This is a genomic window from Acidiferrimicrobium sp. IK (assembly GCF_025499425.1).
Taxonomy (GTDB): domain Bacteria; phylum Actinomycetota; class Acidimicrobiia; order Acidimicrobiales; family Palsa-688; genus Acidiferrimicrobium.
The window spans coordinates 24,464-40,271 of sequence record NZ_JAIMCB010000025.1 but is presented as its reverse complement, the minus strand read 5'-3'; the positions used below and the strand labels follow the sequence as shown (position 1 = coordinate 40,271).

14 protein-coding genes, 1 tRNA gene and 1 pseudogene are annotated in these 15,808 nt (G+C 71.5%); 5 read left to right on the top strand and 11 right to left on the bottom strand.

The genetic code is table 11. The features are described 5' to 3' along the window. Positions 1-210 (bottom strand): hypothetical protein (locus K6U06_RS23670; RefSeq protein ID WP_262324454.1); only part of this gene is annotated, 210 nt, incomplete at its 3' end. A gap of 319 nt (positions 211-529) precedes the next feature. Here K6U06_RS23670 and K6U06_RS23665 point away from each other — a divergent pair. Then, positions 530-703, top strand: coding sequence for a hypothetical protein (locus K6U06_RS23665; RefSeq protein WP_262324453.1), 174 nt, complete (start codon positions 530-532; stop codon positions 701-703). Between the two features lie 73 nt (positions 704-776). On the opposite strand, the gene hrpB is transcribed toward K6U06_RS23665, so the two are convergent. The 4 genes from hrpB to K6U06_RS23645 are packed head-to-tail and all read right to left on the bottom strand — an operon-like array spanning position 777 to position 5,334. After that, on the bottom strand, positions 777-3,413 hold the full coding sequence (gene hrpB / locus K6U06_RS23660; protein WP_262324452.1) for an ATP-dependent helicase HrpB: 2,637 nt from the start codon (positions 3,411-3,413) through the stop codon (positions 777-779). Between the two features lie 8 nt (positions 3,414-3,421). Next, the gene (locus K6U06_RS23655) at positions 3,422-4,228 is read right to left on the bottom strand and encodes a class I SAM-dependent methyltransferase (RefSeq protein WP_262324451.1); all 807 of its coding nucleotides are present in this window, start codon (positions 4,226-4,228) and stop codon (positions 3,422-3,424) included. Further along, the gene (locus tag K6U06_RS23650) at positions 4,221-4,841 is read right to left on the bottom strand and encodes a DUF998 domain-containing protein (RefSeq protein WP_262324450.1); all 621 of its coding nucleotides are present in this window, start codon (positions 4,839-4,841) and stop codon (positions 4,221-4,223) included. Before K6U06_RS23650 ends, K6U06_RS23655 begins: the two co-directional genes overlap by 8 nt. A gap of 16 nt (positions 4,842-4,857) precedes the next feature. Beyond that, entirely contained in the window at positions 4,858-5,334 is a 477-nt protein-coding gene (locus tag K6U06_RS23645) for an SRPBCC family protein (protein ID WP_262324449.1), read from the bottom strand. Positions 5,335-5,387: 53 nt separating this feature from the next. Between K6U06_RS23645 and K6U06_RS23640 the strand changes: the two genes are divergently transcribed. Beyond that, on the top strand, positions 5,388-5,918 hold the full coding sequence (locus tag K6U06_RS23640; protein WP_262324448.1) for a hypothetical protein: 531 nt from the start codon (positions 5,388-5,390) through the stop codon (positions 5,916-5,918). A 65-nt stretch (positions 5,919-5,983) separates the two neighbouring features. After that, the gene (locus K6U06_RS23635) at positions 5,984-7,096 is read left to right on the top strand and encodes an NDMA-dependent alcohol dehydrogenase (RefSeq protein ID WP_262324447.1); all 1,113 of its coding nucleotides are present in this window, start codon (positions 5,984-5,986) and stop codon (positions 7,094-7,096) included. 454 nt (positions 7,097-7,550) lie between these two features. Here the strand turns inward: K6U06_RS23635 and K6U06_RS23630 are convergent, their stop codons facing one another. Beyond that, positions 7,551-8,648 (bottom strand): S1C family serine protease, encoded by a 1,098-nt coding sequence (locus K6U06_RS23630; RefSeq protein WP_262324446.1) that lies wholly within the window; start codon positions 8,646-8,648, stop codon positions 7,551-7,553. A 498-nt stretch (positions 8,649-9,146) separates the two neighbouring features. On the opposite strand from K6U06_RS23630, the gene K6U06_RS23625 reads away from it, so the two are divergent. Further along, a complete protein-coding gene (locus K6U06_RS23625; RefSeq protein ID WP_262324445.1) occupies positions 9,147-10,826 on the top strand; it encodes an ABC1 kinase family protein in 1,680 nt (559 codons plus the stop codon). A gap of 71 nt (positions 10,827-10,897) precedes the next feature. On the opposite strand, the gene K6U06_RS23620 is transcribed toward K6U06_RS23625, so the two are convergent. Both K6U06_RS23620 and K6U06_RS23615 read right to left on the bottom strand, forming a co-directional pair. Beyond that, entirely contained in the window at positions 10,898-11,503 is a 606-nt protein-coding gene (locus K6U06_RS23620; protein WP_262324444.1) for a hypothetical protein, read from the bottom strand. Beyond that, positions 11,500-11,652, bottom strand: a complete 153-nt coding sequence (locus tag K6U06_RS23615; protein WP_262324443.1) for a hypothetical protein — start codon at positions 11,650-11,652, stop codon at positions 11,500-11,502. The genes K6U06_RS23620 and K6U06_RS23615 overlap by 4 nt, the downstream gene beginning before the upstream one ends. Before the next feature lie 340 nt (positions 11,653-11,992). On the opposite strand from K6U06_RS23615, the gene K6U06_RS23610 reads away from it, so the two are divergent. Further along, positions 11,993-12,065, top strand: a tRNA-Arg gene (locus tag K6U06_RS23610). A 580-nt stretch (positions 12,066-12,645) separates the two neighbouring features. On the opposite strand, the pseudogene K6U06_RS24905 reads toward K6U06_RS23610, so the two are convergent. The 3 genes and pseudogenes from K6U06_RS24905 to K6U06_RS23590 all read right to left on the bottom strand — a co-directional run. Beyond that, positions 12,646-13,578 (bottom strand): annotated as a pseudogene (locus K6U06_RS24905) (recombinase family protein); the annotation flags it as partial. Between the two features lie 317 nt (positions 13,579-13,895). Then, complete coding sequence (locus K6U06_RS23595) at positions 13,896-14,732, bottom strand: TRM11 family SAM-dependent methyltransferase (protein WP_262324440.1); 837 nt, start codon at positions 14,730-14,732, stop codon at positions 13,896-13,898. Beyond that, on the bottom strand, positions 14,722-15,567 hold the full coding sequence (locus K6U06_RS23590) for a TRM11 family SAM-dependent methyltransferase (RefSeq protein WP_262324439.1): 846 nt from the start codon (positions 15,565-15,567) through the stop codon (positions 14,722-14,724). The genes K6U06_RS23595 and K6U06_RS23590 overlap by 11 nt, the downstream gene beginning before the upstream one ends. Positions 15,568-15,808 lie beyond the last annotated feature (241 nt).

The window sequence follows — 15,808 nt, the reverse complement described above, 5'->3', positions numbered from 1 at the left end:
CGGCGGACCCTCGAAGGCCGGCCCGAGCGTCACGCTGCTCGTCGCCCTATCCCCCCGCCTGATGACCTGCATGCGGATCCCGAGCGGGTTTGCCGGTCCGGAGACGATGTCGTAGTCGAAGTGGCCGACCTCCGCCTGCCACTGCTCCTCGTCGTGGTCGTGGCAGACCTCGCCGCCGCAGTCGGGACAGCACTCCGGCAGCGCAGCCACCAGATCCCTATCCGGCACGCCGGGTGGCACCGCCCGCTGACCGTGGCGGCCGTGCGCCTCGCCAGTCTTTTCTCAAGCTCGGCGATCCGGTCCTTCTGCCAGATCAACGCCCCGTCCTTGCGGGCCATCTCCGCCTGCAGCTTCGCTACGACCGCTTCCAGCTGGGCGATCCTTCCCGCCAGGTTGTCGTCGCTTGCAGGCGCCACAGAACACGACCCGATCACTCGGCTCCGCCCGCTGCATGCCCACCTCACTGCGTCGCCCAGGTGGTGGATGCTCCTCTCCGAGGCCCCCGACCCGGTAAAGAAGTACCACGCAGGTGCTGATCCTGACCGGCTTCGGCGACCCGTCGGTGCGCGACCGCTGCCTACGTGCCGGCGCGGCGAGGTTCATGAGCAAGCCGATGCTCCCCGAGGACCTGTCCCGGGCCGTCGCCGAGCTGGCGGTGCCGGTCGACGCCGGCGTGAGCCTCGGGGTCGAGTCGCCGGGCTGAGCCTCGAGCGGCGATCGCCGGGCGGAGCGCCGGGGCCGTGCCGGACCGGCGGGTTCGGGCTGCGCGCCGACGGCTACCGCCGGCGGCGGGGAGCGGCCCGGCTAGTCGGCGTCGCGGCGCGGGGATCCTCCGGCCACGGATGGCGCGGGTAGCGGGCCCGTAGCTCTCCCCTCACCTGCGGGTACCCGTTGGCCCAGAAGCTGGCCAGGTCGGAGGTGACCTGCACCGGGCGACCGGCCGGCGAGGTGAGGCGCAAAAGCACCGGCACCCGGCCGCCGGCGACGGTCGGCGTGACCGCCGATCCGAACAGCTCCTGCAGGCGCACCTCGACGGTCGGCGGCCCATCCGCTGGGTAGGCGATGCGGTGGCGCTGTCCGCTCGGGACCTGCAGATGGGTCGGCGCGACCGCGTCGAGCTCGGCGCGCCGGGACCAGCCGATCCGGGACCAGAGGGCGTCGCCGAGGGCCAGCCGGGACAGGTCGCCTCGCCGCAGCGGCCGGCCGCTGGCAGCGAGGGCTTCGAGCCACGGCGTCAACCACGAGTCGAGGTCCTCGAGCAGCGCCGCGTCGCTGACATCGGTCCACGCCCCGGGATCGACGCGGCGGGCGAAGGCCACCCGGTCCCGGACGGCGTCGAGGTCCCGGGTCCAGGGCAGCATGCCGATCCCGCCGGCCCGTACCCCCTCGATCAGGCCGGCGACCGCCAGGCCCGGGGGCAGGTCGCGAAGCGGTGTGCTCGACACGGTGATGGCGCCGAGGCGACGTTCCCGGACGGCGACGACATCGCCGGACTGGCGGTCCCACCCGGCCCGGTCGACGGTGAGGAAGTCGGGGCCGAAGAGCTCCTCGACGTCATCGGGGTGCAGGGGCGCGCCGAGCCAGATCCGAGCGTCGCGCCGGTCGCCGTCGAGATCGGCGGCCACCACCCAGGTCGCGGCGGCCATCGGGTCGGTGTCGGCGGTCCACGCCCCCCGCCCGTTGCGTAGCAGCCAGTGACCCGGCCGGCCGTCCCGGAGCCGGCCCACCCGGTCGGGGTACGCCAGCGCCACCAGCCGGCCGACGTCCTCGGAGGCCACCACCACCACCCCCCGGCCGCGTCTCCCGGCGTCTCCGTGCTCTGCTGGGCCTCTGCGCTCTAGTCGGCCGTCGCCGCCGTCCGGGGCGCTGCGGGTCTCGGGACCGACCCCGACCAAGTCGGCGAGGCGCCGGGCGGTGGCCGCGTGCTGAGGGGCCCGGCCCCGCCGCAGCGCCTCCACCCTGGCCGCCAGGTCGACGTCGCGGGCGCCGGGCCCGCCGCGGCCGTCCCCGCGGAGCGGGTCCCCGTCGCTCAACACGGCCGCCACCTCGCAGGCCAGGCGGGTCTCGACACCGGCCCGCAGCAACAAGTGAGCCAGGCGGGGATGGACCCCGAGACGGGCCATGTCCCGCCCGTGGGCGGTGATCCGCCCGTCGTGGAGAGCGCCGAGCTCTGCCAGCAGCGTGCGGGCGGCGGCCAGCGGACCGGCCGGGGGCGGGTCGACCCACGACAGGGTGGCGGGGTCGTCGGCGCCCCACTCGGCCAGGCCGAGGGCGACGGGAGCCAGGTCCGCGACCAGGATCTCGGGGGGAGGCGCGGCCGGCAGACCCGGGTGCTCGGCCTCCGACCACAGCCGGTAGCACGCACCTGGCGCTTGGCGCCCGGCGCGCCCACGGCGCTGCTCCGCGGTGGCGCGCGACGCCGGGAGGGTCACCAGGCGGGTCATCCCCGACGCCGGGTCGAAGCGAGGGGCGCGCATCAGGCCGCTGTCGACCACCACCCGGACCCCGTCGATCGTCAGGCTGGTCTCCGCCACCGCGCTGGCGAGCACCACCTTCCTTCGGCCTGGGGCCGGCGGCTGCAGGGCGGCGTCTTGGTCGGCGCCGCTCAGCGAGCCGTGGAGGTTCACCACGTCGACGCCCCGGGCTGCCAGGCCGCCGCCGTCCTCCGCGAGGAACCGGCCAACGGTGCGGATCTCCGCCGCGCCGGGCAGGAAGGCCAACACATCGCCGGCCTGCTCGCGAAGCGCCCGGCCGATTGCCGTGGCGACCGCCCCTTCGACGCGGCCGGCCGGGCGGCCCAGCCAGACCGTCTGGATCGGGTACGGAGTGACGTGTGCGGTGACGACCGGAGCCCCGCCGAGCAGGGCGGACACCGCCCCGGTGTGGAGGGTGGCGGACATCACCACCAGGCGGAGGTCGGGGCGGAGCGCGGCGCGGGCGTCGAGGGTGAGCGCCAAACCGAAGTCGGCGGTGATGCTGCGTTCGTGCCATTCGTCGAAGAGCACCGCGCCGACCCCTTCCAGGGACGGATCGGCCTGCAGCATTCGCAGCAGCACCCCTTCGGTGATGACTTCGACGCGGGTGGCCGGACCGGTGACCCGGTCCTGGCGGACCCGGTAACCGACCCGCTCGCCGAGCTGCTCGCCGAGCGTCGAGGCCATCCTGCGGGCCGCGGCCCGGGCCGCGACCCGCCTCGGCTCCAGCACCAGGACTCGCCGGTCGCCCAGCCACGGGAGGTCGAGGAGGGTCAGCGGCACCCGGGTCGTCTTGCCCGACCCGGGCGGAGCCTGGAGGACGGCGACGCCGTCTGAGGCGAGCGCGGCGTGCAGCGCCCCTAGCGCAGCGTCGACGGGAAGAGCGGTGTCGAATGCGTGAGGCGGGTCGAGGTCGCCAGCCCGACCGGAGGGTGGCACCGACGGGCCTACAGCCGTGTCGCCCGCCAGCACTGGCAGGCCATCGGGACCACGACAGCGCGGCTGGCCGGAGCGATCATCTGCAGGGCGCCGGCACGGACGCGGGCCATCTCAGCGGCCCGCTCGTCGTCGGGCAGGGTGATCATCCCGCTGTAGGTGGAGGCGAGTCCCACCAGATCCTCGACGGTCATCGTCGTCGACCAGGCGAACGTAGCGGTCTCGGGGGGAGCGAACGGAGCCCCGTCGGGCAGCACGACGCTCCGGTACCGGCGCCAGCCGTCCCGACCCGCCTGGCCTGCCTGATCGATCTGGCCTGCCTGATCGGGCTGTGGCCGCCGGAGGAGATCAGCCACCCAGTCCGCGGACCGATCCGCGCCGTTCCAGAGGACCCCGAAACGTCCGCCGGGGCGCAGCACCCGCGCCACCTCCGTCACGGTCCGGGCCGGCTCCATCCAGTGCCACGCCGACGCTACGACGACCGCGTCGAAGCTCGCGGCGGCGAACGGGAGGGACTCGCCGACAGCCGCGACCGGCCGGGCGGCCGGAGCGCGCCGGGCCAGGACCCGCCGCATCCGCCCGTCGGGCTCGACCGCCACCACCGTGCCGGGCATGGTGCGCCCGAGGTGGCGGCTCACCGCCCCGGTGCCGGCGCCGAGATCCAGACCGTCGGCCGCGCCCGGCCCAAGGACCCACCCGACCGCGTCGGCCGGCGGCCCGGGCCGGTACCGGTCGTAGTCCTCCGCGACCGCTCCGAAGCTGCGGGCCCGCTCGGGCCCCCGCGCCGACGCCCCCCTCGGCCCGAGGACCTCAGGCACCGGTCGCTCCGGTCGCTCCGGTCGGAGCAGGCGGCGGTTCCGGCAGCGACCGGCCGGCCAGGATCCACCACGCGCTGGCCGCCACCCACGCGTGGCCGGCGCCGAGCCCGGCCCGCTGCAGGGCGCCGGTAGCCGACGTCCCGACGCTGGCCACGAGGGTCAGAGCGCAGCCGGCGGCCACCGCAGTCGACACCGCGGCCGCCGCGCCGAGCCCGGCCCGTCGGAGCGGGCGGGCGGCGAGGACCGGGACGGCGGCCAGCGTCAGGTAGCCAGCCCCGGCCGCGACGGCGTGGAGAGTGTCGAGCGCAGGGGAGACCGCGAGCGGCGCGGCGGCGACGGCGAGGGTGGCGACCCCGGTGCCGATCGCCGCCAGCCACGCCGGGCCGGGCGCGGCGTGGCGTAGCGCCCGGGCGTAGAGGGGAAGTCCGACCCCGTAGGTGACGAAACCTGCGGTCATCAACCATCGGTTGGGGGCGCCGGACGCGGCCAGGCGGCTGATGGTGTCCTCCACCGGGCGGTAACCGGGGCGCAGCGCGCCGGCGGTCAGCCACGCGCCGGTGAAGGCCACCGGGCCGGCGATGCCACCCCACGCGAGGTAACGGGTGGAGCGCACCGGCCGGCCCGACCGCTCAGGCAGCCGGGCGGCGGATGACGGTGCGGGCCAGGATGCCGAGCGTTGCTCGCAGCGCGTTCTCGGGGATCACGGGGAAGATCGCCTTTTCTCTCCACTCGGGGTGGATCGCCGACCAGTCGTAGTAGGAGGTGACCAGCGTCCCGCCCTCGACCGGGTTGAGGGTGTAGCCGTACACGTGCCCGATCTGGGGCCGCACCCGCCCGAGGATCGTCCAGGCGATCTCCCGGTCGGCCTCGAACGCAGTGATCTTGACCGTCACGTCGTAGAGGCCGAGCGCGACGTCGCCGAGCGCCTCGCGGTCCATGTGCACGACGAACGTGTCGCCGACCGCGGTCACCGGCTCGCCGGTCGCGTCCATCAGCATCCCGGAGGCGTCGATGTCGACGTGGCCCTGCGGGTCGGACAGCACTCGGAATATGTCGTGGGCCGGCGCGGCGATGGTCCGCTGGATCTCGATGCGCTCGGTGGGCATAGCCGCATTCTACGGACCGGGTGGTCACCTCGGCGGCCGGTAGCCTCCGCCGGGTGAGCACATGGCCGACCGGTCGGGCCCTCCACGGCGGCGCCGACGAGATCCCGCTGCCCGAGCGGGTCGCCGGCCGGCTGTGGCTGTGCGGCAAGCACTTCGTGGCCCCCGATGCCGAAGCGGCGCTGGCCGAGCTCGGCGCCGACACCGTCGTTTGCCTCAACGAGGCGGGGGAGCTGAACGGCCGGTACCCCGACTACGTCGCCTGGCTGCGGGCCAACCAGCCGGCCCGTGCGCTTTGGTGGCCGATCCCGGACCTGCACGCTCCGTCCCTGGAAGACGCGGTCGCGCTGCTGGCGGAAGTGCGCGGCCGCTTGGACGGCGGCGGCAAGGTCCTGCTCCACTGCGGGGCGGGCATCGGCCGGGCCGGGACCGTCGCCGCCGGCCTCCTCGTCACCCTGGGACTGACGGTTGCCGATGCTGTGGCCCACGTCGGGGCGCACCGGCCCATGGCCGGCCCGGAAGCCGGCGTCCAAGCCGAGCTGCTCGACGCTCTGGCGGCCCGGACCGCCGAGGCGGGCCGGGCATAGTAGGAAGACCTAGTAAGAATACCTAGTAGCGGCGAGCGCCGCGCACGACGATGGAGGTCGGAGCAGTGAAGACCAAAGCCGCGATCATGTGGGAGTACGGCAAGGACTGGAGCGTCGAGGAGATCGAGCTCGATCCGCCGAAGGAGCAGGAGGTCCTCGTCAAGCTGGTCGGCTCGGGGCTGTGCCACTCCGACGAGCACGTACTGACCGGCGACCTGCCCTTCCCGCTGCCGATGATCGGTGGCCACGAGGGGGCCGGCATCGTGGAGGAAGTCGGCGCCCACGTCACCTGGCTCAAGCCCGGGGACAAGGTGATCTTCGGGTTCATCCCAGCCTGCGGACGCTGCCCGTCTTGCGCCTCCGGCCACGAGAACCTGTGCGACTACGGCGCGCAGATGGGCATCGGCACGCAGGTGTTCGACTCGACGTCTCGTCATCACGCCCAAGGCCAGGACCTGACCCTGATGTGCCTGCTCGGGACGTTCGCGGAGCGCACGGTGGTCAACGAGGCCAGCTGCATCAAGATCGAGGACGACATCCCTCTCGAGAAGGCCTGCCTCCTCGGCTGCGGAGTGGTCACCGGATGGGGGTCGTCGGTGTACGCCGCTGACGTCCAGCCCGGAGAGGACGTCGCGGTCATCGGCATCGGCGGGATCGGCATCAACGCGGTGCAAGGCGCCAAGCTGGCCGGCGCCCGCCACATCTTCGCCATCGACCCGGTGGAGCTGAAGCGGGAGAAGGCCCTGCAGTTCGGCGCCACCCACGCTTTCGCGTCGATCGAGGAAGCCACCGCCCAGATCGGCGACATCACCTGGGGGCGCAACGCCAACAAGGTGATCATGACCATGGGGCTCGGAAAGGGCGACATGATCGGGCAGGCCATGGCCATCACCGCCAAGCGGGGACGGGTGGTCGTCACCAACCTCCACAACGCCCTGGAGAGCGAGGTCTCCCTCAGCGCACTGGACCTGACCCTCATGGAGAAGCAGCTGGTCGGCTCGCTGTTCGGTTCGGCCAACCCCCGGGTCGACATTCCTAGGCTGCTCGGCTTGTACCGGGCCGGCCAGCTGAAGCTGGACGAGTTGGTGACCAAGACCTACTCCTTGGACCAGGTCAACCAGGGCTACGAGGACATGCGCAACGGCCTCAACCTGCGCGGGGTAATCACCAGCTTCTAGGAACAGCGAGAGGTTGGGAAACAAGAGATTGGGAAAGGGGCCGGGGTGGCGTGAAGCGCCCCGGCCCGTTCCCGTCTCCCCGGCCATCCGTCCGGCATTTGAGGCTTTCGGCCCTTGCCGGTTGGCACCACCGGTGCTGGACTGGGAAGCACCGGGTGGGCCGCCCCGAGCGCCCGCCAGAAGGAGGCAGTCGTGGAGCGACCGTGGCGGATCGTTCAGAAACGAGAGGGTGACGAGCGGAGCGACGCCCACAACACCTCGGTTGACTTAACGGCTGCCAGAGAGCATCGGTGCGGAACGATCGATCTGCGGCGAGGCCGGGTCTGCTTGCTATCGGAGCACCATCCGGGCAGCTGCCAGTTCAGTCCGATCGACCACGAGCGCTTCCCCCGGCGGGAGGGCGCGTCCCTGTGAGCGCCGCCCCGGCGGCGGGTGTCTCCTCGGGGTAGCGGTACTACTGGGGCGGCCCGGACCCCAGGGTGACCAGCGCGGTGTGGTCCCCGCCGCCGGCGTCGCGCCATGCCAGCGAAACCTGCTGCCCGGGGCGGTCGGCGAGCAGGTCGGCGGCGAGCGCCGCCGGGCTGGCGGTCAGAGCGCCGTCGACGGCGGTGATGGTGGCCCCCGGGAACACCCCCGCTTGGTCGGCCGGGCTCCTCGGCGCCACGGTGACCACGACGTCGGAGGCTCCCCCTGCGACGGAGTCGCCGTATGAGGCCACGACCACGCCGAGGAACGCGGTCGGCCCGACGTGCACCTCCGAGCTGCTGCGCCCGGCGAGGATCTGATCCTCGACTTGGCGGGCCCGAGCGATCGGGATCGCGTAGCCCTGCGTCGCGTCCGCCCCGAGGACGTAACCGGTGGAGGCCGCCGTGTCCATGCCGACGACGCGCCCGTAGGCGTCGATCAGCGGACCGCCCGAGTATCCCGCCACCACTGCCGCGTTGGTCTCGATCAGCCCTTCGAGCTGCTCGCTGGCGCCTGACAGTGCGTCGGCCGCGGAGATCGACTGGCCGAGGGCGGTGACCCTTCCCCTCGCGCTGGCCGGTCGCCCGCCGGCGCCGCCCGCGTTGCCCACCGCGACCACCGGGTCGCCGACCTGGGCCGGGGACGTCCCCACCGAGACCGTCGCCAGGCCGGCCGCTCCTTGCAGCTGGATCACCGCGACATCGCTGGCCACGCCGTAGCCGACGACCGTCGCCGGGTAGGTCTGGCCGTTGGCCGTGTCGGTCACACTGATCGAGGTGGCGCCTTCGATGACGTGGTTGTTGGTCAGGATCTCACCGTCGGAGGTCAGAGCCATCCCGCTGCCCGACGAGCGGGCGCTTTGGTAGCCGAGGGTGGCGTTGACGTCGACGACTCCCGCGCTGGCCGAGGTGATGGCGGCCAGGGGTACGACGGTTGGGCGGGGGACCGTCGTGGACACGGTGGTCGTGGTCGGCGCCGCGACCTCCGATCCGACGGTCCTGCTGTCGGTGTGGCTGAGCGCCCCGCCCACACCGATCCCGGCCACGATCGTCGCCAGCACCAGCACGACGGCATGCGCGCCGGGCATGGAGCCTGAAGCCCTCGCCCCCGCTTCGTGCGGCGTGTATCTGCGGTCCTGCACTTCGGCTACCCCTGCTCGTCGGCCGGCCGGCGGTGCCGTCGGGCTGCTACGGCTGCGGACGGCAGCACAATCTTCGCGTTTCGGACCGGGTCATGCGCCGCCCGATGCTGTGCGGGACCCGGCGGGACGCTCCCGAAGCTCAGAGGGGGGAGCGTCCGTCCTCGCTTCCACACTTTTCGTGGGATGTGTTGCCATGTCCCCCAGTTCTAGACGCGTCGACCGATGCCGCTCCTCGACCGTGACCCAGGATCTCCGATGCGAGGGCCGGCCGGCCTGGCCAAATGAGCCGCGCTGGCCTCTCGCCCCGTCGGGGGTTTCCACTTCGGACGTCGCCCGCATGCAGGCGTCGCGTCGCATGTCGCCCGCCAGTGCCTTCGGACCCCCGCTAAGCGAGGCAAAACACACGGGAGTTCGTAACCGCTCAAGCGTGGGTACGCCCTAAGCGTGTCCGCCCTGAGGGTTGCAAGCGTCCCCCGTTACACAGCCCTGGCTCACCTGCTGCTCAAGCACCGGGGCCTCGCTTCGAGCGGCTCGGCCATGCCCGACGGCCTCGAGCCCGAGACCGACCTGCCCGACGATGTCGCCACGCAGCGCGATGCGGAGGAGCTGGCAACTGAGCTCGTCAGCATGGGCCCGACCTTCGTGAAGTTGGGCCAGCTGCTCTCGACGCGCGCCGACCTCCTCCCGTCGGTCTACCTCGAGGCGCTCAGCCGCCTGCGCGACGACGTACCGCCCTTCCCCGCCGACGAGGCGATCAAGGTGGTCGAAGACGAACTCGGCGTCCGGGTCTCGAAGGCGTTCACGTCGTTCGACCGCACCCCGGTCGGGTCTGCCTCGCTCGGTCAGGTGCACAAGGCCACCACCCGCGACGGGCGGCTGGTCGCCCTCAAGATCCAGCGGCCAGGCATCCGCCAGAAGGCTCTCGACGACATGAGCGTGATCGAGCAGCTGGCCAACTTCCTCGACAGTCACTCCGACCGGGCCGCCCGCATGGGCTTCGGCGACCTGGCCGAGCAGTTCCGCCGCTCGCTGCTCGACGAGCTCGACTACAGCCGGGAGGCCGCCAACCTCGAGATCCTGCGGGGGCAGCTCGGCGAGTACGACCGGCTGGTCGTACCCCGGCCCATCGGCGACTTCACAACATCCCGAGTGCTCACCATGGAGTTCGTCGAGGGTCGCAGCGTGGCGTCGATCCCGAACGTGGCTCGGGCGGAGATGGAATGCTCGCCCCTCGGCGAGCAGCTCATCTCCGCCTACCTCGACTCCATGCTGGTGCACGGGTTCTTCCACGCCGACCCGCACCCCGGCAACGTGCTGCTCACCGACGACGGGCGGCTCGCCCTGATCGACCTCGGCATGGTGGCCCGCCTGTCGCCGCAGGTCCAAGAGCACCTGCTGCGGCTGCTCTTGGGCGTCGCGAACAGGGACGGCGAGGCAGTGACCTCTTCCCTCGTCTCAATGGGATCACGGCTCGACGACTTCGACCGCGAGGGCCTGACGGCGACCGTCACCGACCTCGTGTTGCGCCACTCGGCGGCGTCGGTCGGCAACATGGCCGCCGGCACCCTCCTCCGAGACCTGGCCGTCGCCTCGGCCGACTCCGGCCTACGACCTCGCCCTGAGCTGAGCATGCTGGCCCGGGCCCTGCTCAACCTCGACGAGGTGGTGCGCATCCTGGCCCCCGACGTGCACGTCGACGAGGTGATCGAGTCGCACGCCGTGCGCATCATGCGCCGGCGCATGCTGCAGGCCGCCTCGCCGTCGAAGGTGATGAGTGCCGCCCTCGAGGCGACTGCCTTCGCCGAGGCGCTCCCGGGGCGGCTGAACAAGGTCCTCGAGTCGCTGGCGGAAGGCCGCATGACTCTCAACCTCGAGGGCCTTAACGAGGCCGCGCTGATGCGCGGCGCTCAGAAGCTGGCGAACCGGGTGGCGATGGGCGTGGTCATCGCGTCGTTCGTCGTGGCCGCCGCCCTCTTCTCGGACCACCGCGGCGGGCCAGTGGTGCTGGGCTACCCGCTGCTGACGGTGCTGTGCCTCGCCTTTGCGTTTGGGGTGGCGATCTGGCTGGTCGTTGGGATCGCCCGTAGCGACCTTCCCGCCCGCCACGGCCCCCGCTCCCGCTGACCGCCGGCCGAGCACGCCTCGAACCACCCATCCGGTGTAGCTCCGTCGGCACCGCTGGTTCGGCGCCAGCGTCAGGACCCGAGGTGACGCCAGTCCACCAGCGGTGCGCCCATATCGTCCTGCTCGCTGGGCGCTGACGCCGCCAGGTCCTCGAAGCGTCGGAAAAGCGGGTCTCCAGTGCCGAGCAGCCCGGCGAGCCAGTTCCGAGCCTCGGCGGTGTCGACGGTGCCGGCAACCAGCATCGCCTCAATATCGACCCAGTCCTTGGGCCGATTGAATAGCACCTTGAAAACTGCCAAGTGCGTAGGGCTGATCACCGGCAATAAACGACCGGCAAAAGGCCGTCCAGTGGCGGCGCCGGCGACCGCTTCGTGGAACGCGTGCTGAGGGAAGAAGAGATCGAGAGGGGTCCGATCCTCTCGAAACCGCACGCGAACCTGCCCGTCCCGAGCGACCGCTGCAACATCAGCGATATCCCAGTCGACCGCCGCGGGCAGGCATGCAAGGACCTCCCGCGCTCGGTCGGCAGATGCGCTGATGTTCACGTCGATGTCATCGGTGGCCCGGGGAGCGAGCACGCCATAGGCCAAGGCAATGGCACCCCCGAAGGCGTGCTCGACACCACCCGCAGTGAGTGCATCGTCGACGAGGAGCACCTTGTCGACGAACGTGGTCACCGGCGGAGCAGCTCGTTGAATGAGCGCAGTGGCTCGTCGAGGTGTTGCTCCTCGCGCGCAGCGGCGAAGGACCAGGCGTCGTTCAGCGACAGCAATGACGCAAGCACCTCGCCGCGCCGGTTGGCCACGTCTTCGTCGATTTCGAGCACGGCACCATCGTAAAGCCGTCACGTGCACGTGCGAGCAGGCGGCTTGATCGAGGCGCCCACGGGCGAGCGCCGCAGTCGGTCGTCGGCATGGCGGAGTCGGTGCTGTGAAAGGGAAGCATCACCGCTCCCGCTGAGGCTGTCATCAGGGCGGAGGGGCTCACCAGCACCGTTCGATGTCGTAGCCCGTGACTCCCCGCGGCCGCCACACCCCCCGCCGGATTTGCTCTTGGTGGGCCGCACGTCGTGAACCCTAGAATCCCAGGCGGTTCCTAGACGCGCGGCGCTTGCTCGGCTTCACGTCGACCATCGGGCACCGTTAAAACCCCAGGTCAGGTCACAAGCTCCCGTAGCTCAGAGGATAGAGCGTCGGTTTCCTAAACCGTGCGTCGCAGGTTCGAGTCCTGCCGGGAGCGCCGACCCTGACGGTGGTCGAACCTTTCCGAGGTCGGAAGGGTTCGGCTCCGTCAGGCCACCTCCATCGAGCGGTACCCGGAAGTACGGGCGCACTGACGCACGGCTTTCGACCTCGATTCGGGCGACCAGCGCTTGAAGGAGACCTTTCTGGGCTTCGGGGTCGCCGTGCTCGATGGTGTCGACAACGTGGCAGCGGAGCCGGTCGAGGTGCGCTTGGGTAACGATGGGCTCCCGCTCGGCTTCGAGTAGCGAGGCCAGCTCGCTGTGGCGGGCTTGGAGGGTGGCGATCTTTCCTCCGAGGGTCTGGACGCGTTGCCCGCAGTTGGCCTCAGACAGGCTGCCGGCCTCGAAGGCGAGGAAGTACCGCTCGATGGCTTCTTCGGCCTTGGCCAGCTCGGCATCGACGACGCCCAGCTCGTCTTGGTCCTGTCGGCGTTTGGTCCCGGAACGAGCGAGGCCGGCGGCGAGCGCAGCGTCGAGGAGGTCGTGACGCGAGATGGTGCGCAGCAACGAGCCGCGCACTTCGCTTTCGAGCTGGTCGGCGGGGAGCCGCTCGGCGGGGCAGGTGGCGGTGCCGTAGCGGTGGCGGGAGAAGCAGGTGTAGTAGCGGTAGCGGTACTTGTTGCCGTGCGCGGCGGTGCCGATGTAGCGCTTGCCGCAGTGAGTGCAGGTGATGAGCCCGGCAAGCAGGTAGTCGCTGGAATTTGACGCTCGATGGGCGTACTCCTCGCCTCGCAGCCGGAGGATCTGGCCGGCGAGGTCGAAGGTCTCAGGATCGATGAGCGGCGGGTGGGGGGCGGGATGGTAGGTGTCGCGAAAGAAGACCTCGCCGAGGTAGACCCGGTTGCGCAGCACGGTGAGCACGGCCATGTGGTTCCACGGCTTGCCTGCCTTGGTGCGATGGCCGTGTTTGTTGAGCCAGGTGGCGATGGTCTTGGCGCCGTGTCGCTTGCGGCCGTAGCGGTCGAAGACGACGGCCACGAGAGGCGCCTCGTCGGGGTTGACGACGAGGTGTCCGGTGGCCGGGTCGACGAGGTAGCCGTAGGGGCGCGCCCCGCCGCACCACTCGCCGCGGGCGGCTTTGCGTTCCATGCCGGCGATGACCCGGTCGATGATGGTCGCCCGTTCGAACTCGGCGAACACGCCGAGCATCTGGACCATCATCCGTCCGGCTGGGGTGGCGGTGTCGAACGGCTCGGTGGCCGAACGGAACGCCACACCGGCGGCGTCGAGCGCTTCGAGCAGGCTGGCCAGACCGCGCACCGACCGGGCGAAGCGGTCGACCCGGTAGACGAGAAGGAGGTCGAAGCGGTGCGCTCGGGCCTCGGCGAGCGCTCGTTCGAGGTCGGGGCGTTCGGTGGTCGCCCCCGACGCCTGGTCGCTGAAGGTGCGGACCAGCTCCCAGTCTTCTTGGCTGTCGACATAGGAGCGCAGTCGGGTGGCTTGGGCTTCGAGGGAGTACGGCTGATGGGCCTCGTCGGTCGAGATTCTGGTGTAGGTGGCGATCTTCACGGGTGGACTTCCTTGTGCGGTCTGGTCTTGGGGCCTCGAAGGAGACCTCGATCACCGCCGACTGTCAAGGCCATGCGACGTGCCCACCGAACGAGCTCACGGCGGCCCTCGGCGCCGCGGCCCGTCACTCGGGCCTTCGCTGTCGCCCGACGTCAACGACTCGGCGGTGAAGAGCGGCGCCAAGAGGTCGGCGAGGGCGATGAGGGCTCGCTGCTCGTGTTCGGCGTCGAGGGGCACCTCGATGGGTGGCAGCACCACGAGCTCGTCTTGTCGGTAGGCGCGCCGCCCTGGTCGGACGCTGCGCCGTCCGGCTGCCACTAGTGGCGCCTCCAGACCAACAAATCCTCGTGCGCCGTGACCAGGCGGGGCAGCCCGCGGGCGCGGGCTTTGCGGACCTGTTCGAGGGCGAAGAACGACGATCTCGGCACCAACGTGTCGTCTCGAAGTGCGGTGAGGAGGGCGACGTTGCGCTCGTAGAGGACGAGACCGGCTTCCTCGCCGACGCGGGCGAGGGCGCCGGGGAGGTCGATGAGCTGCCCGTCGCGCCACCACGGCCGGACCGTCATGGCGACCACGCCGTCGGGCCGCAGCACCTGGGCGGCGCCTCGTAGCAGGGTACGCATGGCGTCGAGCAGCCCGGCGAGGCCGACGTGGGCCAGGTTGGCCGGGTCGGTCGAGTACCGGTCGTGGGTTTTGCGCACGCCGTGACCGGGGACGGCGCTGACCCGACCGTGGAGCGACGGCCCGTAGGGGGGCGAGGTGAGCACCAGGGCGACGAGGCCTCGGACGGCGGGATCGATGAGGCTGGCGAGCGAACGGCCGTCGCCGCAGATGACCTCGCCGTGACCGCTCGCGCCCTGGCTGGCGGCGAGGGCGAGGTTGGCCTGGGCGTAGTCGGCCCACCGTGGCTCGTACTCGATGCCGATGGCGTCGCGGCCTTGGTGGACGGCCTCGAGGAGGGTGGTCCCGACGCCGCACATCGGGTCGAGCGTGATGTCGCCGGGTTGGGTGTAGGTGGCGACGGCTCGCGCCGCGATGGCGGGGAGCATCTTGGCCGGGTGGGTGCCCGAGATCTCCAGGTACCGCCGCGAGCGCTGGGCGCGGGCGGTGCGCTGGGCGGCCGGCCAGACCGATAGCGGGAGCTCAATGGGCATCGGGCACCGCCTTGCGGAACGCGAGGACGTCCTCGTGGATCACGACGTGGGCGGGCTCGCCGCGGCTGCGGGCTTTGCACACCTGGGTGGTCTGCCAGAACGACGGGCGGGCCACGAGCTCGCCGTCGCGGACCGCCGCGTGGAGGGCGACGACGTGGCCGAGGTAGGCGAACCCGACCCCCCGGGCGAGGGTGCTGGTGAGGCCGGCCAGGTCGAGGGTTCGGCCACCTCGGCGGGTGTGCTTGGTGACGGTGACGAGGATGCCGCCGGGACGCAGCAGCGCGTGGCAGCCGGTGTAGATCTCGGCCATGGCGGCCTCGTAGACCGCCCCGCGGGCGTGGCCGAGGTTGTCCTTGTCGGTCGAGTAGTTCCGGGCGTCGCTCGGGCACAGGTCGCCGCCGGCTCCCCAGTTGGCCTTGTCCATGTTGCCGACGTCGCAGGCATAGGGCGGTGAGGTGCAGACCAGGTCGACGGCGCCGGTGAGGTCGCCGGCTACGTCGCCGAGCTTGCGGGCGTCACCGACGCGGACCTCGGCGAGCGGGCGCTGGCCGAGGTCGAGCATGTGGTCGAGGTTCGCCTCCGCGAGCGCGACCCAGCGGGGCTCGACCTCGACGCCGATGGCGCGCCGGCCCAACAAGGCGGCCTCGACGACGGTGGTGGCGATGCCGGCCATCACGTCGACGACACATGCGCCGGGGGCGGAGTACTCGGTGACGATGCGCCGGGCGAGCTCGGGGAGCATCTTGGCCGGATGTTCGGAACACGCCGGCAGGTAGCGGCCGGAGCGCTGGTACTGGGCGGAGGTCTGGGCCACCGGCCAGACGGCGAGCGGCACGGCTGGACGAGATGGCGTGGGACGGGTGGGACTGCGGTGGGTGGTGGGTGTGGTCATGGGCGGCCCACGACCGAACAAGCGTCACCTATAGAACACCCCTGTCGGGTCTCGTTTTGGACAACCGGCCACGATCATCCCCGTGCTCATTGACCGTGGAACGTGGCGCGAAAGAGATGGGCGAATGGCCTTGAGATCGACCCGGAGACCGAGGTAGCTCGTCTGAGGCACGAACAACTCGAAC